This window comes from Kineosporia babensis (genome assembly GCF_021129305.1).
GTDB classification, from domain to species: Bacteria; Actinomycetota; Actinomycetes; order Actinomycetales; family Kineosporiaceae; genus Kineosporia; species Kineosporia babensis.
Genome location: NZ_JAJOMB010000012.1, coordinates 174776 through 200080 on the forward strand (window position 1 = coordinate 174776; position 25305 = coordinate 200080).

The 25305-nt window shown below is 70.3% G+C and carries 21 protein-coding genes, 1 tRNA gene and 1 pseudogene; 13 read left to right on the forward strand and 10 right to left on the reverse strand.

What is annotated here, in order from left to right; translation table 11 throughout:
- Window positions 1-10 precede the first annotated feature (10 nt).
- The gene (locus tag LR394_RS22220) at window positions 11-541 is read right to left on the reverse strand and encodes a nucleoside/nucleotide kinase family protein (protein ID WP_231445006.1); all 531 of its coding nucleotides are present in this window, start codon (window positions 539-541) and stop codon (window positions 11-13) included.
- Between the two features lie 124 nt (window positions 542-665).
- Window positions 666-926 (reverse strand): mycoredoxin, encoded by a 261-nt coding sequence (locus tag LR394_RS22225; protein WP_231445008.1) that lies wholly within the window; start codon window positions 924-926, stop codon window positions 666-668.
- 100 nt (window positions 927-1026) lie between these two features.
- On the opposite strand from LR394_RS22225, the gene LR394_RS22230 reads away from it, so the two are divergent.
- From LR394_RS22230 to LR394_RS22260, 7 genes are all read left to right on the forward strand, one after another.
- Entirely contained in the window at window positions 1027-3171 is a 2145-nt protein-coding gene (locus LR394_RS22230) for an ATP-dependent DNA helicase UvrD2 (RefSeq protein WP_231445010.1), read from the forward strand.
- A 92-nt stretch (window positions 3172-3263) separates the two neighbouring features.
- Window positions 3264-5873 carry an FtsK/SpoIIIE domain-containing protein gene (locus LR394_RS22235; RefSeq protein WP_231445012.1) on the forward strand — a complete coding sequence of 870 codons (2610 nt, stop codon included), beginning with the start codon at window positions 3264-3266 and terminating at the stop codon, window positions 5871-5873.
- Window positions 5873-6520, forward strand: a complete 648-nt coding sequence (locus tag LR394_RS22240) for a hypothetical protein (protein ID WP_231445015.1) — start codon at window positions 5873-5875, stop codon at window positions 6518-6520. Before LR394_RS22235 ends, LR394_RS22240 begins: the two co-directional genes overlap by 1 nt.
- A 279-nt stretch (window positions 6521-6799) precedes the next feature.
- Window positions 6800-7081, forward strand: coding sequence for a hypothetical protein (locus LR394_RS22245; protein ID WP_231445016.1), 282 nt, complete (start codon window positions 6800-6802; stop codon window positions 7079-7081).
- Window positions 7082-7170: 89 nt separating this feature from the next.
- Window positions 7171-7551, forward strand: coding sequence for a WhiB family transcriptional regulator (locus LR394_RS22250; RefSeq protein ID WP_407937099.1), 381 nt, complete (start codon window positions 7171-7173; stop codon window positions 7549-7551).
- A 100-nt stretch (window positions 7552-7651) separates the two neighbouring features.
- Window positions 7652-7819, forward strand: coding sequence for a hypothetical protein (locus LR394_RS22255; RefSeq protein ID WP_231445018.1), 168 nt, complete (start codon window positions 7652-7654; stop codon window positions 7817-7819).
- A 166-nt stretch (window positions 7820-7985) separates the two neighbouring features.
- A complete protein-coding gene (locus tag LR394_RS22260; protein WP_231445020.1) occupies window positions 7986-9431 on the forward strand; it encodes an alkaline phosphatase family protein in 1446 nt (481 codons plus the stop codon).
- A 274-nt stretch (window positions 9432-9705) separates the two neighbouring features.
- Here LR394_RS22260 and LR394_RS22265 read toward each other — a convergent pair whose 3' ends face one another.
- The 4 genes from LR394_RS22265 to LR394_RS22280 form a co-directional block, all read right to left on the reverse strand.
- A complete protein-coding gene (locus LR394_RS22265) occupies window positions 9706-9960 on the reverse strand; it encodes a hypothetical protein (RefSeq protein ID WP_231445022.1) in 255 nt (84 codons plus the stop codon).
- Between the two features lie 448 nt (window positions 9961-10408).
- Entirely contained in the window at window positions 10409-11740 is a 1332-nt protein-coding gene (locus LR394_RS22270; protein ID WP_407937104.1) for an ABC1 kinase family protein, read from the reverse strand.
- An 89-nt stretch (window positions 11741-11829) separates the two neighbouring features.
- The gene (locus LR394_RS22275) at window positions 11830-12906 is read right to left on the reverse strand and encodes a ThiF family adenylyltransferase (protein WP_231445026.1); all 1077 of its coding nucleotides are present in this window, start codon (window positions 12904-12906) and stop codon (window positions 11830-11832) included.
- Between the two features lie 258 nt (window positions 12907-13164).
- Complete coding sequence (locus tag LR394_RS22280) at window positions 13165-13320, reverse strand: DUF5679 domain-containing protein (protein ID WP_214154278.1); 156 nt, start codon at window positions 13318-13320, stop codon at window positions 13165-13167.
- A 580-nt stretch (window positions 13321-13900) separates the two neighbouring features.
- Between LR394_RS22280 and LR394_RS22285 the strand changes: the two are divergent.
- Window positions 13901-14425: pseudogene (locus LR394_RS22285) on the forward strand (SprT-like domain-containing protein); the annotation flags it as partial.
- Between the two features lie 214 nt (window positions 14426-14639).
- On the opposite strand, the gene LR394_RS22290 reads toward LR394_RS22285, so the two are convergent.
- Both LR394_RS22290 and LR394_RS22295 read right to left on the reverse strand, forming a co-directional pair.
- Window positions 14640-15206 (reverse strand): NUDIX hydrolase, encoded by a 567-nt coding sequence (locus tag LR394_RS22290; protein WP_231445030.1) that lies wholly within the window; start codon window positions 15204-15206, stop codon window positions 14640-14642.
- Complete coding sequence (locus LR394_RS22295) at window positions 15203-16765, reverse strand: zinc-dependent metalloprotease (protein ID WP_231445032.1); 1563 nt, start codon at window positions 16763-16765, stop codon at window positions 15203-15205. The genes LR394_RS22290 and LR394_RS22295 overlap by 4 nt, the downstream gene beginning before the upstream one ends.
- A gap of 355 nt (window positions 16766-17120) precedes the next feature.
- Between LR394_RS22295 and LR394_RS22300 the strand changes: the two genes are divergently transcribed.
- Together LR394_RS22300 and LR394_RS43115 are read left to right on the forward strand one after the other, a co-directional pair.
- Window positions 17121-18626 (forward strand): NAD-dependent epimerase/dehydratase family protein, encoded by a 1506-nt coding sequence (locus LR394_RS22300; protein WP_231445034.1) that lies wholly within the window; start codon window positions 17121-17123, stop codon window positions 18624-18626.
- Complete coding sequence (locus LR394_RS43115) at window positions 18623-19738, forward strand: YlbL family protein (protein WP_231445036.1); 1116 nt, start codon at window positions 18623-18625, stop codon at window positions 19736-19738. The genes LR394_RS22300 and LR394_RS43115 overlap by 4 nt, the downstream gene beginning before the upstream one ends.
- A gap of 58 nt (window positions 19739-19796) precedes the next feature.
- Here the strand turns inward: LR394_RS43115 and LR394_RS22310 are convergent, their stop codons facing one another.
- Entirely contained in the window at window positions 19797-20348 is a 552-nt protein-coding gene (locus LR394_RS22310) for a PPA1309 family protein (protein WP_231445038.1), read from the reverse strand.
- A gap of 173 nt (window positions 20349-20521) precedes the next feature.
- Between LR394_RS22310 and LR394_RS22315 the strand changes: the two genes are divergently transcribed.
- Both LR394_RS22315 and LR394_RS22320 read left to right on the forward strand, forming a co-directional pair.
- On the forward strand, window positions 20522-23515 hold the full coding sequence (locus LR394_RS22315; protein WP_269329607.1) for a UPF0182 family membrane protein: 2994 nt from the start codon (window positions 20522-20524) through the stop codon (window positions 23513-23515).
- Between the two features lie 78 nt (window positions 23516-23593).
- A tRNA-Met gene (locus LR394_RS22320) sits at window positions 23594-23667 on the forward strand.
- 360 nt (window positions 23668-24027) lie between these two features.
- On the opposite strand, the gene LR394_RS22325 is transcribed toward LR394_RS22320, so the two are convergent.
- On the reverse strand, window positions 24028-24675 hold the full coding sequence (locus LR394_RS22325; RefSeq protein WP_231445042.1) for a GntR family transcriptional regulator: 648 nt from the start codon (window positions 24673-24675) through the stop codon (window positions 24028-24030).
- Window positions 24676-24860: 185 nt separating this feature from the next.
- On the opposite strand from LR394_RS22325, the gene LR394_RS22330 reads away from it, so the two are divergent.
- Window positions 24861-25304, forward strand: a complete 444-nt coding sequence (locus tag LR394_RS22330; protein ID WP_231445044.1) for a VOC family protein — start codon at window positions 24861-24863, stop codon at window positions 25302-25304.
- Window position 25305 lies beyond the last annotated feature (1 nt).

Sequence of the window (25305 nt, forward strand, 5' to 3'; positions counted from 1 at the left end):
CGGGCGACATTCAGGCAGTTCGCAGCGCAGGCCGGTCCGGGTGGTCGAAGCGGACCACCAGATCGGCGTGCCGGGTGGGTTCGTCCTCGGCGAGGTAACGCAACCAGGCGCCCGTGGTGCGCTCGGCCTCCTCAGGGGGCAACCGACGTCCTAAAGCACCCGACGACACGTCCAGGTGAACCACGAGATCAAACCCGTCGCGAACGTCCCCTCGGGTGAAAAACCGGCCGTCGACAACGGCGACCGTGCCGGGAGGCGCGGGCTGCGGGGTAATCCGCACCGAGCGATCGGTGTCGGGATCGCGCAGCCGGGGTAGATAGGTGTGCCGGCCGTCCGGCAGCAGCGCGTCCAGCACCTCGCGGCGCAACGCTGGAAAGTCGTACCAGAGGTCGTAGGCCGAGTCCGGGTCGTCGTGCCCGTACTCCAGCCGCACCGAGCGTCCCTGCAGGAAGTCCCGGGCACTCACCCGGACCACCGGTACCGCCTGCTCGGCCAGCACCGCGGCGATCTCGTCGGCCAGCCCGGCGGTGTCCTGCTCCACCGGGCCGTCGACGCCCAGGCGCAGCCGCGGGCGGTCGGAACCGCTGCGGTCACCCAGCAGCTCGGTCAGCTGCCGGGCGATCCGCGTGGCCAGTTCCCTGGGGGTCAGTTCAGGCTCCGGGAGCTCAGACCGAGGCGCCGAGCCGGGACTTGACCTCGGCCAGCGACGGGTTGGTGGCGGCCGTGCCGTCCGGGAAGACCACGGTGGGAACGGTCTGGTTGCCGCCGTTCACCGACATCACGTAGTCCGCGGCGTCCGGGACCTCTTCGATGTTGACTTCGGTGTAGCCGATGCCCTCCCGCTTCAGCTGGCTCTTCAGCCGCTGGCAGTAGCCGCACCAGGTGGTGCTGAACATCGTGATCGTGCCGGGAGCCGGGGCGTCCATCGAAGCTGTCCTTCCAGTTCGGTCGAACTCGTCGAGCGTTCAACATCGTGGCACGGGGCTCTGTTCCCGGCCGCCTCGAGTCACCTGAGAGGATGCCCCGATGACGAATCCGGCCCACCTCCATCAGGGTGCCGACGGCATGCTGGCCGGGCTGGACCCGGAGCAGCGGGAGGTCGCCCTGGCCGTGCGCGGCCCGGTCTGCGTGCTGGCCGGCGCCGGCACCGGCAAGACCCGCGCGATCACTCACCGCATCGCCTACGGCGTGCACTCCGGCGTCTACGTACCCCAGCACGTTCTGGCCGTCACGTTCACCGCCCGCGCCGCCGGGGAGATGCGCACCCGCCTGCGCCAACTCGGCGTCGGGGGAGTCCAGGCGCGCACCTTCCACGCTGCGGCCCTGCGCCAGCTCGGCTACTTCTTCCCCCGGGTGATCGGCGGCCGACCCCCGGAGCTGCTGGAGCACAAGGCGCGCATGGTCGCCGACGCGGCCGCCCGGCTGCGCCTGACCGTCGACCGCACCGCCGTACGGGACCTGTCCGCCGAGATCGAGTGGTCCAAGGTCATGCTGCTCACCCCCGAGAGCTACATCCGGGCGGCCCGGGCAGCCGGCCGGGGTGAGCCCGGGGGCTTTCCGCTGGAGGCGGTCTCCCGGCTGATCGGGGTCTACGAAGAGGCCAAGACCGATCGCGGCATGATCGACTTCGAGGACGTCCTGCTGCTGATGGCGGGCATCATCGAGAGCCACCCCAACGTGGCGAACGAGGTCCGCGGGCAGTACCGGCACTTCGTGGTGGACGAGTACCAGGACGTCTCGCCGTTGCAGCAGCGCCTGCTCAGCCAGTGGCTGGGCGAGCGCAAGGAGCTGTGCGTGGTCGGCGACCCGAGCCAGACCATCTACTCCTTCACCGGCGCCAGCCCGGAGCACCTGATGAAGTTCCCGCAGGAATATCCGGACGCCACGGTGGTGAAGCTGGTCCGCGACTACCGCTCCACGCCGCAGATCGTCTCCCTGGCCAACCGTCTGCTCGCCCGCCGGGTGAAGACCTCCGGCCCGCCGCCGCTGGAACTGCGAGCCCAGCGGCCCCCCGGCCCGGCGCCCCGGCTGACCGCCCACGACGACGACAGCGCGGAAGCGGCAGCAGTGGCCAAGCAGGTCTCCGCCCTTCTGGACGACGGCGTGCGGGCGCGTGAGATCGCCGTGCTGTTCCGCACCAACTCCCAGTCCGAGCAGGTGGAGCAGGCCCTGGCCGACGCCGGGCTGGCCTACCAATTGCGCGGTGGGGAGCGGTTCTTCAACCGTAAAGAGGTGCGCGAGGCCGTCATGCTGATCCGCGGCGCCGCCCGCGGCGGCCTCGGTGACGGAACCCTCGGGGAGGCGACCAGAGACGTCCTTTCGCACTGCGGATGGACGCCCGAGGCGCCCACCGGGGTACAGGCCGGTGGGGTGCGGGAGCGCTGGGAGTCACTGCAGGCGCTGGCCGCGCTGGCCGACGACCTGGCCGTCGCCCGCCCCGAGGCAACGCTGTCCGACCTGGTCACCGAACTGGACGAGCGGGCCTCGGCCCAGCACGCGCCCTCGGTCGAGGGGGTCACGCTGGCCTCCCTGCACGCCGCGAAGGGCCTGGAGTGGGACGCGGTCTTCCTGATCGGCCTGTCCGAAGGCCTGATGCCGATCTCGTTCGCCGAGAACTGGGACGCGGTCGAGGAGGAACGCCGGCTGTTCTACGTCGGCATCACCCGCGCCCGGGAGCATCTGAACCTCTCGTGGGCCCGATCCCGCAACCCGGGCGGCCGGGCCTCCCGTAACCCCTCGCGCTTCCTGGACGGCCTGTTCGTGGAGAGCGGGCAGGGCGCGGTAGCCGAGCGCCGCCCGCCCAAGGCGCGCGAGACCCGTCCTAAATCCCAAAAGCCCCCGGCCCTGTGCAAACTCTGCAACCGGGCGCTCACCAGCGCGGTGGAACGCAAGGTGGGCCGCTGCTCGTCCTGCCCGGCGGGGTACGACGAGGAGACGCTGCAGCGGCTGCGCGACTGGCGTACCGCCGCCGCCGAGGCCGCCCGGATGCCTCCCTACGTGATCTTCACCGACGCCACGCTGATGGCCATCGCGGAGGCCAACCCGAGCGAGCCCGGGCAGCTCGCCGGCGTGCCGGGAGTCGGGGCGACCAAGCTCCAGCGGTTCGGCGATGACGTGCTGGCCGTGCTGGCCGGAAAATCGCTGCCCGGCCTGGAATGGGAAACCCCCTGAGACCAGCCCGGCGCCGCCATCGCGCGCCTTCGGACACTTACACCGCCTAAGGTGTCCAGTGACGGATCGGTCGCTTTTCGGAGGATCTCTCGGTGGTCAGCGCGAAGGCCTTGTTCGAGCGCGCGATAGCGACGCATCTCGAGGCCTGGGGGCTGCTCGCCGCCGTCCGCGAGCGGCTGGACCGGCTGGAGGCCGACTCCACCCACAACGACGAGTCGGCCCAGCAGCAGACCGCGCTCGCCGCCCGGCTGGAACGCGCCGCCGCCGAGGCCGCCCCGCAGTGGCTCGGCGCCCCCTGGCCGGTGATCGGCGAGCAACGCTTCCCCCTGGAACGCTCGGCCCGGCCCGGCGAGGCGTCAATGATCCGGGTGGCCGACGCCCAGCCCTTGCCCGGCGTCGGATTCCCGGTGGTGGTGCCGTTCGTCGGGGCCGGGCACATCGCGCTCGACGCCGATGCCCGGGATCCCGCGGTGGCCGGGCTCCTGCGCAGCGTGATCACCCGGCTGATCGCCGGCTTCCCGGCCGGGCAGTTGCGCATCCTGGCCATCGACGGCGGTGCTCTGGGCGCCCCGCTGGCCCCTTTCCACAGCCTGATCCCGGCCGGGGTGATGAACCGCCCGGTCAGCGAGACCGACCAGTTCCGCGAGCTCCTCACCGAGGCCGAGGACCAGGTCCACGCGGTCCAGTCGGGCCTCGAACGCTCGCCCGACGTGCTGGTGATCGTGGCCGCCGCGCTGCCCGCGAACTGCACCCGGGCCGACCTGGCCCGGATCAGCGCACTGGCGCACGCCGGCCCCGCCGCCCGGGTGCACCTGCTGCTGGCCGGTTACCCGAGCCTGTCTCGATCGTCCTGGGAGACCGGCCTGGAGAACACCACGCTGATCTCGACCGACCAGTCCTCGCGCGGGCACTTCCGGATCAGCGATCCGCCCGGCTCGTCGTTCGGCGCCGACGGCCGCGGCCTGAACGCCACCGTCACCCTCGACCCGCCGCCCCCGGCCGGCCTGATCGAGGAGCTCTGCCGGCAACTGGTGGCCAAGGCCGAGTCGGACAGCGCTCTGTCGTTCGATGCGCTGGTGCCCAAGCAGCTGTGGCAGGGTTCGTCGGTGGACGGGCTGCGCACCACCGTCGGCCGGGTCGGCCGGGGCGAGGCCACGGTCTCCCTGGACGACGCCACCCCGCACTGGCTGGTGGCCGGGCGCACCGGTTCCGGCAAGACGGTGTTCCTGCTGGACGTGCTCTACGGTCTGGCCGCCCGTTACTCGCCCGACGAACTGTCGCTCTACCTTCTGGACTTCAAGGAGGGCGTCTCGTTCGCGGACTTCATGCCCTCGGCCAACGATCCCACCTGGGTGCCGCACGCCCGCACGGTCGGGGTGGAGTCAGACCGGGAGTACGGCGTGGCCGTGCTGGCCGACCTGGTGCGCGAGATGGGCCGCCGGGCCGGGGAGATGAAGCGCGCCGGGGTGACCAGCCTGAGCGCTCTGCGCAGCGCCCGGGCCGACGTCGCGATGCCCCGGATCGTCACCGTGATCGACGAGTTCCACGTGCTGTTCCAGGGCAACGACGACACCGCCAAGCGGGCGGTCGCGCTGCTGGAGGAGGTGGCCCGCAAGGGCCGCTCGTACGGCATCCACCTGATCATGGCCAGCCAGTCGATCTCCGGCATCGAGGCGCTGTTCACCAAGGGCACGTCGATCTTCGGGCAGTTCGGGATGCGGGTCGCGCTCTCCGGCGGGGGCGGCATCCTCGGCCTGAACAACGACGCGGCCGCTGCGCTGCCCACCGGCCAGGTGATCCTGAACCACGGCGCCGGGGTGGTCAGCGCCAACCGCCGGGCCCGTTTCCCGTTCGCCGACCCGGCCAGTCTGCACACCCTGCGGCACCGGATGTGGGACATGCGCACCCCCGGCACCCCGGAGCCCGCGGTCTTCATCGGGTACGCGGAGTACTCGGTGGACGAGGCGCCGTTGCCGGTGCGGCGGGGGCGGCGCAAGGTGGTGGCGGTCGGCCGGCAGGTCGACGTGGGCCTGCACACGGCCGGTTTCGCCCTGGACTCCTCGCCCGGCCGGCACCTGGGCGTGCTGGGCACCTCGCTGGTCGGCGCCGACGTGCTCACCTCGGCCGCGATCAGCCTGGCCAAGCAGCACGAGCCCGGCACCGCCACCTTCCACCTGATCAGCCTGGTCGGGACGGCCGAGGACACGGTGGAGGAGCTGCGGACCCGGCTTCGGGGGCAGGGGCACGAGGTCTCGATGCCCAACCTCACCCAGTACAAGGAACTGCTGCAGAAACTGGCGGCCGGGGCCTCGGCCGACCGAGACCATCCGCAGTACCTGTTCGTCTACGGCGCCGACGCCGCCTCCTCCACGCTGAAGCAGAAGGAGGGCCGTTCCCGCGCCGCGATCGAGGACTTCCGGACCGTCCTGCGCGAGGGCCCGGGCTGGGGCGTGCACGTGTTCGGCTGGTGGCGCGGGGTCCGGCGGCTCAGCGACGACCTGGGTCTTTCCGGCAAGGACGACGTGGCCGGGATCGTCGCCCTGAACGTCAAGGGCAACGAGGTGGGCTCGCTGATCGGGCGGGTGCACCTGCAGTGGCAGCCCCGGCACAACCGGGCCCTGTTCATCGACCGGCACGAGGACAAGGACGACCTGATCGTGCCGTTCGTGACGCCCGGCCGTTACAGCGAGGAGTTCGCCTGATGGAAGCGCTTCCGGGTCCGGTGCCGGCCCGCGGCTGGACGGAGTACACCGAGTACGCCCGGCGGCTGGACGAGGTGCGGGCCCAGGAGAACGCCCGGACCGCCGGCATCCGCGAAGGCGCGGCCGAGATGTCCGATCACGCCGACTCGCTGCAGGCCCGGCTGGAGACCCAGCGCCGGGGCATGTCCGCATTCGCGCAGAAGACCGGGCTGAAGTTCACTCCCGGCGCCGGGGCCCGGCCCCAGGGACCGGTCGAGCCGCAGACCGAGCTCTCCCAGGTGGCCCGGCTGATCGACGCGGCCGACCGGCAGGGGGCAGACGCGGCGAACCGGGCGCTCCAGCCGAACCTGCTGCCGGCCAGCGGCCCGGGGATGCGGGGTTTCGCGGTCTACGGCGTCGCGGCGCTGGCGATCATGGTGATCCAGCTGATCGGCTTCCTCACCACCGGCAACAATCCTGGCTTCCTGCAGTACGGCGTGATCGTCCCGCTGCTCGGCTTCGTCATCGCGTCACTGGTGCTGCGGCAGGGCGGCAAAACTCTCGATCCGGATGTCCCGGCCCCGGCGCTGCCCACCCGGATGGGACTACTGCTGTGCTTCGGGGCGCTGCCGGTGCTGTTCGGTGTCCTGGTGGTGCTCAACCGCTGAGCGGGTCCCGCCCGGCTGAGGTGCGGGTTCCGACACCGGCCCGACGCACTCCCGAAACTTTTTTGATCAATCCAAAGATCTTGTGCAGCAACGGGAATGCCGGTTTTTCTAGCCCGTTCGGGTGGGTGCTACGAAGTATTCGCCATTAAATACGTTGTCCCTCGAGCACGGGGGCGTCTACTCTCAACACGTTGTCGCCGATCGGGGACAACCGCCCTGCGGCTCGGCCTGAAGAAGGCCGGCCCGAGTATGACTGGAGGTGGGTAAGACGTGAACACGATGAACATTCAATCGCGGAGCACGGTTACCACCTCGTCCTCGGGCGCCCCGTTGATGGGCTCAGCCCTGGCCGAAGGCCGGTATCGCGTCGGCGCCACCCTGCTCATGAGCACGGGTGGAGTCTGCCCGCAGCAGGTCACCGAACTGTCCCTGGATAGCACCTGGAACAGCGCCACCGGTGGCTTTGCCGGCGCCGAAGCGGGTCGTCCGACCCCCGTGCGCCCGAACTCCAAGTCCTCCAAGCCCCGTTACGGGTCACTGGCCAGCGATGGCTCCGGATAGGCAACCCACCTTTCCGGCCTCGCCAAAAGCCGTGGACCCCGCTGGGGGTCCACGGCTTTTTCGTTGTCTGGCAAGGGTTTACGGATCCAGTGATGAAACAAACGCCCGTTTCCGATGTAGCGAGAGATGAAACAGCTTCCGGCCCGAGCCGGGAGAACAACCCGAGGGGGATGAAACCCGTGCAGCTCACCGCCTTGCTCGACGCCTTGGTGGAAGAGGTCGACCCGATCTCCACCGAGATGCCATGCCGGGTGTTCGACGCGGAACTCTGGTTCGCCGAGTCTCCGACGGATGTGGAGCACGCGAAGGCTCTGTGCCAGGACTGCCCGGTGCGCCAGGAGTGCCTGGCCGGAGCACTGGACCGGCACGAACCGTGGGGGGTCTGGGGCGGCGAGCTCTTCGTCGCCGGCGTGGTCGTTCCGCGCAAGCGCCCCCGGGGCCGGCCGCGCAAGGTCGTGGTGGCGGCCTGATCCTCTTCGGGGGATCGGGCGGCCACCCGCCGCGGCTTCCAGTGCCGGCATCCGGAACGTCTTTCTCAGTCAGTGATTTCGTTTCCTAGGGGGAAATGCCATGCACGCCAATCTGTACAACTTCGAGCTGATCAAGATCGAGCACGACGAGGCGCTGCGGCTGGCGGCCGACGAGCGGTGGGCGACCATCGTCCGTCGTGCCAACCGCCGCACCCGGCGCGCGTTGTGGACCAAGGTGATCCCGGCCCTTCGTGCGGTCACCGGCTGAAATTTTCTGTCCGTGGATGTATCACCGGCGCAACGCGCTGACTCTGCATAGCGTCTCGGATTCGGGTGGGTGCTGACCATCGGAGGGGGTGGTCAGCACCCACTTCGTGTTTTGCCGACGACCTTCACGCCCGCGGAGCCTGATTCACGCCCGTAGGGTCGGGCTCATGAGTCGTCATGCCGTTGCCGTCGCTATCGCCGAGGCCCTGACCGCACCGGAGTTCGCCGCGATCGTCGACCTGGTGGCCTACCCCGTCGAAAACGCCGACGGGCAGCGGGCGGTGACGGTCCACGGACAGCACGGCGTGGTCCGGTTGCACCCCGACGAGCGGCACGAAGTCATCGCCGGAAGCGACCCGGTGGCCAACACAGACCCGCTCGCGTTCCTCCCGTATGACCAAGAATGCGCCGACCCGTCCCCAGAGAACCGGCGCAACGCGTACCCCGAACCCGCCCGGCGCCTGCTGTCTTTCTTCGCCGACGCCGACCGCAGCCCCGACGTTGTCATCGTTCACACCCCATCGCACTACTTCCCCGATACTGGCGGCCACCGCGGCGAACACGGCTCCCTCGACGTGATTCAGTCCCGGGCGCCATTTCTGCTGTCCGGGGCAGGGGTAGCCAAACGCGGCCCGATCGAGGGTTACGCCCGCATGGTCGACGTGACCCCGACGCTTCTGAGCCTGGCCGGTGTTCCGGTACCCGATGGCCTTGACGGTGCCGCGTGGGTGGTGGACGGAACTCCGGGCCGTTACGTGGTTGGCCTGCTCTGGGACGGCGCTCACTGTTCGGACCTGCTGGAGTTGGCCGCGTCCGGAGAGTTGCCCAACGTGGCGGCGTTGCTGTCCGACGGTCTGGCATTGACCGGGGGAGCGGTGGCCGAGTTCCCCAGCGTGACTCTGGCGAACCACACCTCGGCGCTGACCGGGGTAGGGCCGGGCCGGCACGGAATCCTCGGCAACGTTTTCTACGACCGGGCGCGGGGCGAGCAGATCAACGCCAACGACGAGAGCACCTGGCACCGCAGCGCCGAGTGGCTCCGGCCGGAGGTGGCTACGGTCTTCGAGATGCTGGGGGCCCGGAGTATCTGTGTGAACGAGGCGGTCGACCGTGGGGCCACCTGGTCGACGATGCAGGTGATCCGCTCGCTGGACGGGGGCGTCTCGAATCTGCTGCCCCCGGCGGAGCACAGCGCCTACCTGGGGAACCCCGAGCATCTGGCCGACCGCTATTTCCGCTGGGCCACGCAGGTCGACGACGCCGGGCTCGAGCAGGTCCTGGGCGAGTGGGCCGATCCGTCCGGCCTTCCGGACCTGACCTGGTGGGCCTCGGTGATCACCGACGCCGGGCATCACGCCGGCGGGCCGCGTTCGCCGATCGCCCGCGACAGTCTGCGTGACGCGGACCGGCGGCTCGGCGGGTTCCTGGCCCGGCTGGACTCGCTCGGGCTGCGCGAGGAGGTGACCTTCCTGCTCACGGCCGACCACGGGTTCGAGACGGCGGACGAGTCGGTCACCGGCTCGTGGGCACCGGCGCTGGCCGATGTCTGTGGGCAACTGGGGGTTACCTACCGCGACGAAGGACCGGGCTTCGTCTATCTGAACGCCAGGTGAACGCGGTCTATGAGGTGGATTGGGCAGTCGGCATTTCTCACGGCCGGCGAATGGCCTGATCGTGGGGAATTCGTCCCCCCACGAAAATGATCTGCGGATCTGGCCCGCAGAATTTGCGGTCGTGCCGGTAAGGGCTTGTCCCTCACCGGATTGCGAGGGACTTCCCGGCGACGGTGCCGGAGCCGCTCCAGCCTTCTGGTCTTCGGGCAGGAGCGGCAACCTGATCAGCCGAAGGGCGTGAGGTGCCCGGACGGCCGGTGGTGCAGTGCGCGGGTCAGCGCCGTACGGTGCGTACGTCCTGACCGTCTTCGATCTCCAGAAGTCGCTTCCGGGCGCAGCTTTCGCAGTCCCAGATGGCGACGCCGTTGATCAGCGACCAGGCCCCGACGACCCGGAACAAGCCGTCCGGGGCGGGGGTCAGGCAGCTGCGGCAGTGAGTGTGCGGGTCGGCCTGCGTGGGGATCGCAGTCCGGCGCGCGGAGTCGGGGGAGGAGGTGGGGCGGGCCTCTGAACGCAGTGAGCCATTCATGGGTTTCAGGGTACGCATTTCGAGTAACGCGCGGATGTCGCTTCACCGGTCCGGCGGATATCTGCCCGACATCTGGGCGTCCCCCGAACGGGGGCGGAGGCATTCCTTTGTCTTGAAATATGGGACGCTCATCTCGCCTTTTGGATGTCGGGTGAGCGTCGGCCCGGCGGTCGGCTCGAGCGGCCGACAACCCTGCGTGAGCATGCCCCAAAAGGCGGAAAGGCTGGTCGCAGCCCGTGTGCGGGATTTTGGCACCTTCTGCGGGAAGCCTTGGATGGCACGGCGCGGTGGCTACTCAGGGTCAGCCGGTGCGGGCCATGACCCCCTCCAGGTATGGCCCGCACCGGTAAGCGCCCTCACTCGCACCTACTACGACGGCCGTTGTGAAGGAACGGTTGCGACCGCTGGATGTGGCGCTCGTCACTGCAGCGCCCGTTCAGCGCAGCCCTCAGATCGGCTCGACCGCACCGGCGTCGAACTCCGGTAGCCACTCGGCCAGCACCTCGGGCACCGGCACGTCGCCGTCGATCTGGCAGAGCACCGCGATCCCGCCCAGCCAGACCCGGTGGATCAGCAGGTACTCGGGCGGCAGGTTGAGCTTCAGGCCCATCGTCCAGTCCGGCCGCCGCACGTCGTTGACGTAGGTGAACAGCGAGCGCATCCAGGCCCGCTCGAAACGCCAGGTCTCGTGCCGGATCGGCTCGACGAACGGGGCCAGATAGGTCAGCAGGGCCTCGCCGTCGATCTTGATCGAGGACTTGATGAAGCCCAGCTCCCGCAGCCCTTCGACGACTTCCTGCGACCGCCCGGCCAGGGCCAGGGTGAGCAGCCGGCCCATCTCCGGCGGCATCCCGTCGGGCAGCCGCTTGACCGCGCCGAAGTCGAGCACCCCGAAGCGGCCGTCTTCCAGCAGCCGGTAGTTGCCCGGGTGCGGGTCGGCGTGCAGCAGCCCGGCGCGGGCCGGACCGGCCAGCAGGAACTCCATGTAGCGGCGGGCCCCGAGATCCCGTTCCTCCTGGGTGCCGGAGGCGATCAGCTGGGACAGCGGCACCCCCTCCAGCCACTCGCTGACGATCACGTGCTCGCTGCTGACCAGAACTTCGGGAATGGCGAAGACCGGGTCCCCGCGGAACGCCTTGGCGAACCGGGCCTGGGTCTTGGCCTCGAGGGTGTAGTCGAGCTCCTCGACCATCCGGGCCTTCAGCTCGTCCAGGATGGGCTTGACGTCCAGACCGGGGATCCAGCCCGCCGCCACCCGGCCCACCCGGGTGACCTGGTTCAGGTCGGAGATCAGGGCGGCTCCGGCCCCCGGGTACTGGATCTTCACCGCGCACGGCCGGCCGTCGCGCCAGACGGCCTTGTGCACCTGGCCGATCGAGGCGGCCGCGGCGGGCCGGTCGTCGAAGCTGCGGAACTTGCTGGTGCGCCAGCGCGGGCCGAGCTGCTCGGCCAGGACCTTGTGCACGGTCGCGGCGGGAAGCGGGGGAGCCGAGTCCTGCAGCTTGGTCAGGGTGGCCCGGTAGGGTCCGGCCACCTCTTCCGGCAGCGCCGCCTCGAAGACGCTCAGGGCCTGGCCGAACTTCATCGCCCCGCCCTTGAGCTCACCCAGCACCCGGAACAGCTGCTCGGCGGTGCGGGCCTGCATCTCGGCCGCGACCAGCTCGGCCGGCTTGCCTCCCAGGCGCTTGCCCATGCCGAGGGCGGTGCGCCCGGCGGCGGTCAGCGGGAGAGAAGCGAGCTTCGCCGTCCGGGTGACCGCGCGACGCGGCAGATCTGTCACGGTCAGCATTCTCCCTGCTTGTCCTGTGTCGCGCGCGCCCGGTGGGCCCCCGATTCCAGGTTTTCCGGCCGGATCGTCGAGCCCGGCGTTCACCTGGCCCCCCGGGCCGGATTGCGGTTGGACGCTTCGTCGGCGGGCGGGGTGGCCCAGGTGCAGCCGCAGGCGGGATGCACCGGCCAGAGCCGCCGAGCGGTCAGGCCGTCGGGCAGCTCCACCTCCAGGGTGGCGCCCAGGGCAGCCGGCTCCACCCGCCCGTCGAGCTGGGCCAGCACCTGCAGCGCAGCCAGGCCGGCGGCCAGACCGGCACTGGCGCTCTCTTCCGGCTCAGGAGAACTCTGCTCGTGCAGTTGCGCCAGCACCATCGGCCATTGCGGATCCCGGTCGCACCGATGCAGATCCAGGCACCGCAGGCACGGACTGCGGCCCGGCCGGACCAGCGGGCCGACCACCACCCCGTCCTCGCCCACCACCACGGCCAGGTGCGGAACATCAGCACTCATCAGGCGGTCGGCCCGGGTGGCGTCGGCACTGCCGTGCTCGATCAGGACCACCAGGTCGGCCAGGCCTCGGGTGCGGGCGGGCGAGCGCTCGGAATGGCCTCCGGCCCGGCGGACCACGTCGTGCCCGACCGACTGCCGGGTGCGGCCCAGATCGGGAAGCCCGGCCCCGGCCGGGGAAAGATCGGCGGCGGTGACCCGGCCGCTGTCGCGGACCACCACGGTTCCCACACCGGCAGCGGCCAGGGTGGCGCTGAGCGTGGTGCCGAGCCGGCCCGCGCCGTGAATCACCACCAGAGCGCCGGCCCGGGCCAGAAGGAGGCGCCAGCCGTCGCCCGCGCTCGGATACACCGCGGACCACACCGTGGCGTCGGGGGTGAGCCGGGCTGCGGCCGGACCGAGACGGGCTGCCTCGGAGATCCGGGAGCCGGTCAGCACGCCGGAGGCGGCGAGCAGCCGGACCAGGGCCCGGCCGCGATCGGGATCGCCGTACGCGGACAGACCACCGGGGGCAGCCGGGTCGACGCCGTGGCGTAGGGCCTCGACCAAGGGAACGTCCTGCGGGGCCAGACCGGTGATCACGGCACCGCGCCGCCGGGAGATCCCGATCTGCAGCGTGCCCGGATCCCGCCAGACCCGCCGGAGCCCCGGCTTCAGACGTAACAGCACGAGTCGTTCCCCCTTCGACCCGAGCAGGGTGTCAGGCGGGGCGAACTCGTGCGGAGGATCGTCCACAGGACCGCATCGGGCTGTGGATAACTCTGGGGGCAAAACCCCCGTGGTGGCGGCCCGGACCCGCATTTCGGTCCCGGAACCCGCCACCGGTGCACCTTCGGCAGCCCGCGCCCTGCTGGTGGTGCCTGCGGGCCTGCCGAGTGCGTCGCGCGAGCCCGCTCACCGGGCCCCGCGAATGCCTGAACGTGCTGGTCAGGCCTTGCCGAGGATGCGGTTCAGGTTCGTTCCGCAGACCGGGCAGGTGCCCTTGGCCATCCGCCGGCCGTTGGTCTCCACGACCTTGCCCTCGGCCTGGCGCTTCTCCTTGCACTTCACGCAGTAGAACTCGCCGCTGTAGGTGTCCGACATCTTCGCTCCTGGTTACGGCTTGTGTGTGGATCTGGCTGCATCGACCGCTCGTGACGAGGCGGTGCCCTGACTGGGCGTGACGCCTTCCGCAGCGACTCCCCGGACCGGTCGGGACGTCACATTAGCTCAGAGCGCGGGTTGTGCCTGCTTAGACGGCTAATCGGCGCGCCGGGAGGGCCGTGGACCGAGGTAATATGTCGGTTTTATAACGGCGTGTCCGGTACTCGCAGTTAGAACTGCCACATGATCGCCGGCATGAAAATGGGCCCCGGGCCGATCACCGTGCGCCTTCCCCAGCGCGCGAAGATCGATACCCGGAGCCCTGGTGACTCACGCTAGAAGGTGCCCGGCGTGCCGTCAATCGGTTCGGGCATGCGGGGCTGCACCGGTCCTGCATCCACCTGTGGACAACCCTGTGGATAAAGCGCCTCGGGCTGTGGATGTATCCGATTTGCCCGATCGTGCAGACGGCTGCCGACCGCTCGGCGACTGCCCGAAGACGCAAGACGTAGCTGCGGTTGTGCGATCACTTGGCTGCGGAAGGCAGCTTCCCGGGGCTTTCGCCGGGTACCGTGCCCACGTGGCGAATAGCACGCCGGAACCGGCGGACGACCCCCGGGTCGAGGTGCGCCGGAGCGGCCGGCGCCGCAGCACGGTGACGGCCTACCGCGAGGGCGGCCGGACCGTGGTGCTCATCCCGGCCCGTTTCACCCGCAGCCAGGAGCGGGAATGGGTGCAGCGGATGCTCGAGCGCCTGTCCGCCCAGGAACGTCGCCGTCGCCCCGGCGACGAGGAACTGATGACGCGTGCGGTCACCCTGAACGAACGTCACCTGCGCGGGCTGGCCACTCCGGCGAGCGTCACCTGGGTCCAGAACCAGAACACCCGCTGGGGGTCGTGCACGCCGGCGGACCGCTCGATCAGGCTGAGTACCCGGCTGCTGGGGATGCCCTCATGGGTACTCGACTACGTGCTGCTGCACGAGCTCGCCCACCTGATCGAGCCCGGCCACGGCCCGGACTTCTGGTCGCTGCTGGACACCTACCCCCGCACCGAGCGCGCCCGGGGATTCCTGGAGGGGTTCTCGGCGGCGCGGGACCTGCCGGCCGACGACGACCCGCCCGGTCTCTCCCCGGACGGCGACAACCCTGCCGACCACGCCGCCCACGCAGATCAGGACGACGAGGCGGAGGAGGGCGAGGCGCGGCCGCCGGCCCGGGAGACCGATGTGGACGACGAGGACCTCGACGACACGATCGCGGACGAGCTGAGCTCAGCGCCGAGGCCCACCGCGCCCGCGTCCTAGTCGTTCAGAAGTCCTAAGCCTTCAGAACCTGCACCGCCCGCTGGATCAGCTCGGGCACCCCAGAGGCGAGGTTCTCCGGCAGGCCGCCGACCGGCCACCACCGGACGTCGGGCGATTCGCTGCTGGGCGTCGGCGGCAGCACCTCGGCGAGCATCAGGTACTGCAGGTCGAGGTGCCAGTCCACCACGCCCGGCGCGCACGGCGCCGGGTGCCGGGACAGCAGCACCGGCACCCCGGCCACCCGCCCGGAAAGGCCGGTCTCCTCCAGCACCTCACGGGCCGCAGCCTGGGAACCGCTGGTGTCGCCGGGCTCGAAGTGGCCGCCGGGCTGCACCCAGGTCTGCATCTTGTGGTGGAACACCAGGCAGGTCTGGGCGCCGTCGGGGCTGAGCACCGCGGCCGAGGCGGTCAGATGAGCCGGAGCCTGCTCACGGCGCAGCAGCCCGTCGCCGGTGCTGGCCAGCAGAGCCAGCCAGGAGGTCTGCTCGAACCGCTCGGCCGGACCGTCCGGCTGGGCATCGCGCAGGGCGGCGCCGACATCCTCCAGAAGCCGGCCGCCGCCCTGGGACAGGTCACTCACTTCTCGTCGTCGTCCTTCTTCGGCTCGTCCGGGCTCTTCGGGTCGTCCAGCCCGCCGTCGAGCAGCTTGGCCAGCTCGGCGTCCATGTCGTCGGCCTGCGGCTCCACCTGGGCGAAGCCCAGCGGATCGGCCAGCGCGGCCTCACCCGGCGCGATGTCCGGGTGTGCCCACAGCGCATCCCGCCCGGCGGCACCCCGGGCGGCGGTCAGAGCCGACCACACCGCAGCCGCCTCCCGCAGCCGTCGCGGCCGCAGTTCCAGGCCGACCAGCGAGGCGAACGTGTGCTCGGCCGGGCCGCCGGCCGCCCGCCGCCGGCGGATGGTCTCCTGCAGGGCCGAGGCGTGCGGCAGCGAGGTGCGCGCGGCCTCGTCGACCACCGTGTCCACCCAGCCCTCGACCAGGGCCAGCGCCACCTCCAGCCGGTCCAGCGCGGCCTGCTGCTGCGGGGTGCGCTCGGGCTCGAAGATGTCCGAGGCCAGGGCCTGCTGCATGGCCGCCGGGTCGCTCGGGTCGATGTCGCGGATGGCCGACTCGATCCGGTCGGTGTCGATCACGATGCCGCGGGCGTACTCCTCCACCGCGGCCAGCAGGTGCGAGCGCAGCCACGGCACCCCGGCCACCAGCCGGGCGTGAGCCGCCTCGCGCAGCGCCAGGTAGAGCCGGACCTCGTCCTCCTCCAGGCCCAGGCCGCTGCCGAACTCGCTCAGGTTGACCGGGATCAGCGCCACCTTGCCGGCCGGCAGCAGCGGCAGGCCCACGTCGCCGCCGCCGATCACCTCGCGCGAGAGCCCACCCAGGGCCTGGCCCAGCTGCGCCCCGAAGAACGTGCCGCCCATCTTGCGCATCATCGGCAGGGCCCCGCCCAGCACCGCGCGCATCTCCGGCGGCGCCTGCTCGGTCAGCGCCTTGGCCATCGCCTCGCCGACGCTCAGGGCGACCGGCTCGACCACGATCTTCCAGACCCCGAGCGTGTTCTCGATCCACTCGGCGCGGCTCCAGGCCTCGGTCCGCCCGGTGGCCGCGGGCAGGTCGCTGACCCGGTCCAGCCACAGATCGGCGGTGCGCAGCGCCTCGGCGACCTTGCGGTGCTGGGCTTCGCCCACGCTCGGGTCGCCGCCCTCGGCCGCCGCCTGCCGGGCCACGTTGGTGGCCAGGTCCCAGTTCACCGGGCCGTCGCCACCGGTCATCAGCATCTGCTGGACCGAGGCGAGCATGGCCTGCAGCGACTGCGGGTCCTGGGGCATCCCGGGCAGGTTCATCATCCCCGGGGGCAGGTTGTTCAGCAGGTCCGGCGGGAGGTTCGGCCCGCCGGACCCGGCGCCGCCGCCCATGAACGCGGAGAACAGCCCGGCCAGCGGGTCCTGCGGGTCGCCGCCGGGCGGGTTCTTCGGCGCGCTGCCCTGGCCACCGGTGGGCAGGTCGGAACCGAAGCCGATCCGCGGTCCGGTCCCGCCCCGGGGGGCGTCGCCCGGCTCGTTCTTCTTGTTCTGTTCCTGGCCCTCGTCGTCGCGGGGGCCTTCGGACTCAGCGTCCCGGCCGTCCCGGTTTCCCTCGCTCATGTTCCGTCTCCCTCGCTGACGACCGCCGGCCACCGTCGTCCGTTGCTTGCTGCTCTTCGCCGCCTGGCCACCTGCGCGCACGTCCCTCTTCCAGGGTCGCACCGATCCGCCGGGCGGTCAGCCGGGCACACCGTCACCGGCCGGTGTTGTCCCAAGATCCTGCCCGGTCCGCGACCACGATGTCCGACCGGGGTAGGCGGGATCCGTGCTGCCCCCGCCCGTCGGCTCACTGGTCTGCTCAACGCGCGACAGGGAAGCAAAGAGCCGCGATCCGCCGAGGGCGAAACCGCACCCGAAGGGGCCGTGGGGCCTACCCGGGGTGCCGGGAATCGGCTGGTGATGATGGGATTCCCCCGTGACCCCGAAACGCCGCCCCCGGTTCGTGCTCAGGACTGCCGGGCAGGCCGGGCCTGGAGTGATCGCGGTCACCGGTGCAGCCGGTCCGGCCGGGCGGGCCCTGGTCGCCTCCCTGCTGCGCCGGATGAGTGAATCCGCGCAGGTACCGGGCGATTCCGCGCCGATCCGGGTGATCGCGGTCGACGCCGCCGAGCGGATCGAGCGGCTCACCGCCCCGGCCGCCGCCACGACTGCGAAGCCGGCCGAGCGCCCGGCCGCCGAAACGCCGGCGGCGCCGAAGCCGTCTTCCGATGTGCGGGATCAGGCTCAGGATCTTGAGCCTGGCCTGGAATATTCGGCGTCACTCGAGAACCGCACCGAGCCCGAGGCGAGCGACTTACCCCCGGGGACCACAACGTCCCCAATTACCGAGGAGAACCCCCGCCCGCGCCGCCGCTCCTACCTACCGGCCGGGCTGACTTCCCCCCTGAAGAAGCCGAAGGCCGAGGAGGAGGAAACTCCGTCCGCCCCGGAACTTGGCATCGTCCCCGGCACGGACACCGGGGTCGATTGGCGCGCCGCGGACATTTCCTCGCCCGAGGTGGTGGGTGTTCTGGATTCGGCCGACGTGGTCATCCACCTCGCCACCGCCGACGACCTCGCCCAGAACGTCACCAGTAACCCCTCCGACCGCCGCCTCCTGGCCGTACGGGCCGCTCAGGCGGTCAGCATGGCCGCCGCCGCAGTAGGGGCCCGCCGCTTCGTCGCCGTCACCAGCGCGATGGTTCTCGGTGCCCGCCCGGAGAATCCGATCCCCCTGGAGGACGAAGCCTCCTGTCGCGCGGATCCGGACGACGGGCTGGTCGGCGACCTCCTGGAGGTAGAACGCGTCCTGGAGCGCATTCCCCGGGTGCATCCGGGTCTGGACTTCACCCTGATCCGCCCCGCCGCCCTGGTCGGCCCCGGAGTGGACACCGCCGTCACCCGGCACTTCGAGGCGCCGCGACTGCTGGTGCTGCGGGGGACCGGTACTCGCTGGCAGTTCTGCCACGTCGACGATCTGGCCGAGGCGATCTGGACCGCAGTCACGGCCGGGATCGACGGCCCCCTGACGGTTGGCGCTGCGGGGTCGCTCGACGAAACACAGGTAGAGACGATCAGCGGCATGCGGCGCCTGGAGGTCCCTGCCGGGCTGGCCTTCAGCACCGCCGAGCGGCTGCACCGGGTGGGAGTGCTCAATACCCCGGCCAGCGAGCTCGCCTATGTGGTCCATCCCTGGGTCATCGGCTCCACCGGACTGCTCGCCGCGGGATGGCAGCCCGTCCACGGTAACGAGGCCTGCCTGCAGGGGCTGCTCGACGACCAACGCCGGCGCCGCGCTACCCCGGGATGGCGGGTGGACCGCCGCGATGCCGCCGCGATGGGTGCCGCCGGGGCCGCCGTGGCGCTGCTGGGGACCGCCGCGATCGTTCGCCAGGCCAGGTCGCGGCAGTCCAAACGTCGCCGCTCTACCCTGGACCCGTGACCGACCGTCCCTTGACCGAGCCCGTGCACCATCCGGACGAGCGGGTTACCCGCAGATCGAGCACGCTCGACCCGCGCACCGCGGTGATGCTGATCGCCTGCCTGTTCGCGGTCCTGCTGTCCGCGCTGGTGGTGCTGCTGCCGGTGAAGTACGCGATCCTGCGCCCGGGGCCGGTGCTGAACACCCTGGGCGAGGTGGACGGCACGCCGCTGATCTCGATCTCCGGGCGCAAGACCTACGAGACCTCCGGCACGCTCGACCTGACCACCGTCTCGGTGCTCGGCGGCCCGGACCGGAAGGTCACGCTGCTTCAGGTGTTCGACGCGTGGCTGCGTGACAGCAGCGCGGTGGTGCCGGAGGAGAGCGTTTTCACCCCGGGGGAGACGCAGGAGCAGTCCGAGGCCGAGAACGCCGCGGAGATGACCTCCTCGCAGGAGAGCGCTACCGCCGCCGCGTTGTGGGCGCTGGGCATCAAGGTGCCGACCACGCTGACCGTCGCCGGTACCGACCCCGCCGCCCCCGCCGCGGAGGTGCTCAAGAAGGACGACGTGATCCTGGGGGTAGACGGCCAGAGCATCGGGGACCTGGCCGAGTTGCGCACCACGCTGGCCGCGACGCAGCCGGGCGACGAGGTGAAGGTACGGATCCGGCGCGCCGGGGAGGTGCGCACCGTCAGCACCGAGACGATGGAGAACAGCGCGGGCGACGTGGTCCTGGGGATCTACATCACCCCGGACTTCGACTTCCCGTTCGACGTGAAGATCCAGATCGAGGACATCGGTGGCCCGAGCGCCGGGATGATGTTCGCCCTGGGCATCGTCGACACCCTCACCCCCGGCGATTTGACCGGGGGTAAGGACATCGCCGGGACGGGCACGATCGACGCTGACGGCACGGTGGGGCCGATCGGGGGTATCCGGCAGAAGCTGGTGGGCGCGCGGGATGCCGGCGCGGAGTACTTCCTGGCCCCCGCCGACAACTGCAACGAAGTGGTCGACCACATCCCGGACGGGCTGGACGTGGTCCGGGTGGAGACGCTGGACCAGGCCCGCAGCGACGTAGAGGCGATCGCCGAGGGGGACACCGCGGACCTGCCGCGATGCGAGTCCTGAGTCCTCTTCAGAACTGAGGACGGTGTCCGCGCCGGCCGCCCGCGGCGCCCCTTCGCGGTCAGTCGAGGGTTGCGCCAACCCCTTCGACCAGGCCCGGGGCCAGATCACGGCCCACCGCCACGCTGTCGTCCGAGTCGTGGTCGCGGGCCCGCACCGCGCAGCAGTACTCCCCGCTGCGCAGCACCGCGGCACCCAGCCGCACGTCCCGGCGGGACGGGTGCCGTTCGATCCATTCGGCGGCCACGTCCGGGTCGTCCGGCATCTCGGCCTCGGCCTCGGGCGGCAGCACCGTGCGCTCGACCACCACGGCGGCCCCGTCCACCGAGTCCGGCCAGGCGATCTGGTGCAGCAGCTCCTCCAGGTCGGCGGCCTGCGGCAGACCCTCCTGCTCGACCGCGGTGAGGTGGTCGGGGTCCTCCTGGGCGAAGCCGATCACCTCGGTCGGCAGCCGGTTGGCCAGCGACGGGTCACGCTCCAGCGCGCCGGCGGTGCGGACCAGGGCGAAGACCCGGACCGGCGCGTCCCAGCCGGCGGTGGCCACGTGACGCTCCAGTTCCACGATCACCCGGCGGACGGACAGCGAGCGGGGGTCGGCGGGTTCATCAATCACGGCCGCATCCTTCCACCAGACGTCCGGGTCGGCGATCTTGTCCCGGCAGCACGGGCAGGTGCTGAACTAATCACAGCCAGGTATCAGCTGCGTCGGGTAGGGAACCGGGCGCAACGTGGGTAAGTTCTCCATGCGTGACGTACGAGCGCGATCCCCGCGGCCCCCGGCCGGTCATGAACAAGCGGCGGCGCGGAGCCCTGGCGCCCACGCTGATAACTCTCGGCGTGCTGATCGTGCTGGGGTTGATCGCCTCGCAGATGTGGACGGAGGTGCTCTGGTACCAGTCGGTGGGCTTCACCGAGGTGTACCGCACCGAGCTGCTCACCAAGATCATCCTGTTCGTCCTGGGCGCCCTGGTGATGGGCGCGGCGGTGGCGGCCTCGCTGATGATCGGTTACCGCAGCCGCCCGATCTACGCCCCGGTCTCCACCGAGCAGGTCGGCCTGGACCGCTACCGCGAGAGCATCGAGCCGCTGCGCCGCCTGGTCAGCCTGGCCGTGCCGATCGTCCTGGGCCTGTTCGCCGGTTCTGCGGCCAGCCAGCAGTGGCAGACCGCGCAGCTGTGGCTGAACCGGGTGCCGTTCGACCGGGACGACCCGCAGTTCGGCCTGGACATCGGCTTCTTCGTCTTCACCCTGCCCTGGCTGCAGTTCCTGGTCAGCTTCCTGACCGCGGCGGTCTTCCTGTCCGCGATCGCGGCGCTGGTCACCCACTACCTCTACGGCGGCCTGCGGGTGCAGGGCAGCGGGCAGCGGCTGACCCAGTCCGCCCGGGTCCACCTGTTCGTCCTGGCCGCCTCGTTCCTGCTGCTGCGCGGCCTGGACTACTGGCTCGGCCGGTACGCGCTGTCCACCAAGGACTCGCGGCTGATCACCGGTCTGACCTACACCGACGCGAACGCCGGGCTGACCTCGCGAGGCATCCTGGCCGGCATCGCGGTGATCATCGCGCTGCTGTTCATCGCCGCCGCGTTCGTCGAGCGGATCCGGCTGATCCCGCTGTACGGCACCGCGCTGCTGGTGGTCTCGGCGATCGTGATCGGCGGCATCTACCCGGCCGCCGTGCAGCGCTTCCAGGTCCAGCCCAGCGCACGGGAGCTGGAACGCGACTACATCCAGAAGAATATTGAGGCCACCCGCTCCGCCTACGGCCTGGAGAACATCGAGGTCCAGAACTACAACGCGCAGTCCGAGGCCGACGAGGCCGACCTGCGCGCGCAGTCCGAGACCATCCCCGGCATCCGGCTGCTCGACCCGGCCCTGATCAGCCCCACCTTCGCCCAGCTGCAGCAGATCCGGCAGTACTACTCCTTCGCCGACACCCTCGACGTGGACAAGTACGAGATCGACGGCGAGATGCGCGACGCCGTGGTCTCGGTGCGGGAGCTGAACCTGGAAGGCGCCCCGCAGGCCCAGCGCAACTGGGTCAACGACCACATCGTCTACACCCACGGCTACGGCATGGTGGCGGCGTACGGCAACGAGCGCACCTCCGACGGCCGCCCGGTGTTCCTGCAGTCCGGCATCCCCTCCACCGGCGAGCTGCAGGAGTACGAACCGCGGATCTACTTCGGCGAGAACTCCCCGGACTACTCGATCGTGGGCGCCCCGGAGGGCTCCGAGCCGCAGGAGCTGGACTTCCCGGACGACGACAGCCCGAACGGCCAGGTGAACTACACCTACACCGGTGACGGCGGCGTCGGCGTGGGCTCGACGCTGCGCCAGCTGCTGTACTCGATCAAGTTCCAGGACCAGAACATCCTGCTGTCCAACCAGGTCAACGAGGACTCGAAGATCCTCTACGAGCGCTCGCCGCGGGACCGGGTGCAGAAGGTCGCGCCGTTCCTCACCCTGGACGGCGACCCGTACCCGACCGTGGTGGACGGCCGGGTCAAGTGGATCGTGGACGCCTACACCACCACCTCGCAGTACCCGTACTCGCGCACCCAGGTGCTGGAGGACGCCACCTCCGACTCGATCACCGACACCACCACCGCGGTGGCCGCCCTGGACAGCACCCGGGTCAACTACATCCGTAACTCGGTGAAGGCCACGGTCGACGCCTACGACGGCTCGGTCGACCTGTACGCCTGGGACGAGCAGGACCCGATCCTGAAGGCCTGGACCAAGATCTTCCCGAACGCGGTCCAGCCGATGAGCGAGATCAGCGCCGACCTGATGTCGCACATCCGCTACCCGGAGGACCTGTTCAAGGTTCAGCGGCAGCTGCTGCAGCAGTACCACGTGACGGACGCGGACGCCTTCTTCTCGCAGCAGGACTTCTGGACCGTGCCGGACGACCCGACGCGTAACGGTGGTAACTCGCTCCAGCCGCCGTACTACCTGACCATGCAGATGCCCGGCACCGACGAGACCAGCTTCTCGCTCACCTCGGCGTTCATCCCGGCCGGCCGGACCCGGGGCATCCTGACCGGGTTCCTGGCGGTGGACGCGGACGCCGGTAACCAGAAGGGGCAACGCCGGGAGGATTACGGTCAGCTCCGGCTGCTCCAGTTACCGCGGGACACCACGATCTCCGGCCCGGGCCAGGTGCAGAACGCCTTCACCTCCGACCCGGACGTCTCGTACCTGCTGAACCAGCTGCAACGCGGTAACGAGACCCAGGTACTGCGCGGCAACCTGCTGACCCTGCCGCTGGCCGGTGGTCTGCTCTACGTGCAACCGGTCTACGTGCAGGGCTCGGGCAACACCGCCTATCCGTTGCTGCAGCGGGTGCTGGTCTCGTTCGGTGAGGAGATCGGCTTCGCCGACACCCTCGACGGCGCTCTGGACCAGGTCTTCGGCGAGGCCCGGCCCGACGCCGGGGACACCCCGCCCGCCGAGGGCGACAACGGCGACGAAGGCAGTGGGGCCCCGGGCTCGGCCGTAGCCAGCGCCCAGCGTGAACTGCAGGAAGCCCTGGACGACGCCTCCGAGGCGTTCCGGAGCGGGCAGACGGCTCTGCAGGGCAACGACTTCGCTGCCTACGGTGAGGCGCAGAAGTCGCTCGAGGAGGCGTTGCAGCGGGCCACCGAGGCCGAGGCCGCGCTGGAGGCCGCTCAGCAGGCCGCCGGCGAGGAGACGGCCACCCCGGAGGCGTCGGCCAGTGCCACGGCCGCTCCTTCGGCTTCGGCCACGCCGAACGCCACACCCAGCACGGGAGACTGACCGGAGAGTGACTGCTACCCCTCGCGGTGATGTCGATTTGCTGTCCGACCCGGGCAGTGGCTAGAGTTAAGACATCGCCGCGGGGTGGAGCAGCTCGGTAGCTCGCTGGGCTCATAACCCAGAGGTCGCAGGTTCAAATCCTGTCCCCGCTACAAGAAATCGAGGCCCGTCCTTCTCATTGAGAAGGACGGGCCTCGATGCTTTTGCCGCCAGCCGCCAGCCGCCATAAGTGGTGGGCTTCTCACCGCATCGACGCTGTCCAAGTCACACCGGGCTCGCATTGGGCCGGATCGCCGCACCTTCCGGCTGGTTGTCGCACTTGGCAGACCGAAGTCGCACCTGGCGTGCCCAAGTCGCAAAACTGGCCCTCTTGAAAGCTTTCAACTGCGACAACGGGCCGCGTACTGCGACAACCGGCCGCGTACTGCGACGACCGGCCGCGAGCTGCAACAACCAGCGGCCGTCCGAACCGAATCCGTGCCGAACGAGAGCCGAACCAGAGCCCAACGAGATCAGGCCGGACTGGTTCCACCCTGATGAGCGTGACGATCAGCCAGGTGCCGGCGCATCAGCATGGCCGCGAGCTCCGCGTCCCCGTCCACCGTGGCCCGGATGATCGCCGAATGCTCTTCCCACGAAGGGCCCACCGCAGCGCTGACCCCGCCGACCAGATGATGCGCCTGATTGCGCACGGCCCGCAGGGTTTCGCTGAGGAAGTGCGACCCGGCGCCCTCGGCCAGCAGCTCGTGGAATTCCTCGTTCAGCCCGGAAAGCGCCTCGCGGTCGTCCTCGTCGACCGCTTTGCGCCCGCGCTCCAGCGAGTTGCGCAGGGCCTGCATCACCTCGGGGTCATTGCGCTGCACCGTCTTGTTGACCGCAATCACCTCCAGGGCCATCCGGACCTCGCGGACCACCGCGAGCTCGTGACTGTCCAGTTCGACCACGCGCACCCCGCGGCGGGGGATGGACTTCAGCAGCCCTTCGGCCTCGAGCCGGCGGAACGCCTCGCGCACCGGCAGCCGAGAAACCCCCAGGCGCTCAGAGATGCTCAGCTCGCTCAGGCGTTCGCCGGGCTCCACCTCGCCGCTCAGGATGAGCCGGCGCAGCTCGTCCACCGTTTCGTCGCGTAGCGAGCGGTGGCGCGAGCCGATCGTATTCATGGCAGAGACCATCCTGGCTATTGGATACCTCTGGCAACGACCAGAAGCTGATCACTCCACCCTGCCCGAACCTGAAAGCCACCTTCAAGGGCGGCGATCGGCATTTACGTCACAGGCACTGACGGAAACGCGGTGTTCACGATCGGCGTCTGGAGTCGAAACCAGAACTGGATACAACATCCTGCATGACCATCACCTACTCCTCCGTTCCGGCCACCGCCGACGGTGTCGTCAACGTCAAGCAGATCGATCACATCGTCCTGCGGGTCAAGGACCCCGAGGTCTCGGTGCGCTGGTACGTCGAGAAGTTCGGCTTCCTGGTCCACCGCCTCGAGGAGTTCCGGGCCGGCACCGTCCCCTTCCCGTCCGTCGAGGTGTGCCCCGGCCAGATCCTCGACCTGGACGCCCGGGCCGAGGCCACCGGCAAGAACGTGTCCCACTTCTGCGTGGTGGTGGACCCCACCGATCTGCTCGCGCTGAAGGAATCGGGCGTGTTCGAGAAGATCGCCGGCCCGTTCCGCCGTTGGGGCGCCCTGGGCCCGGCCGATCTGGTCTACGTCGACGACCCCGACGGCAACACCATCGAACTGCGCCACTACGGCCCCTCGCAGGTCGAGCCCGGAGCCTGAG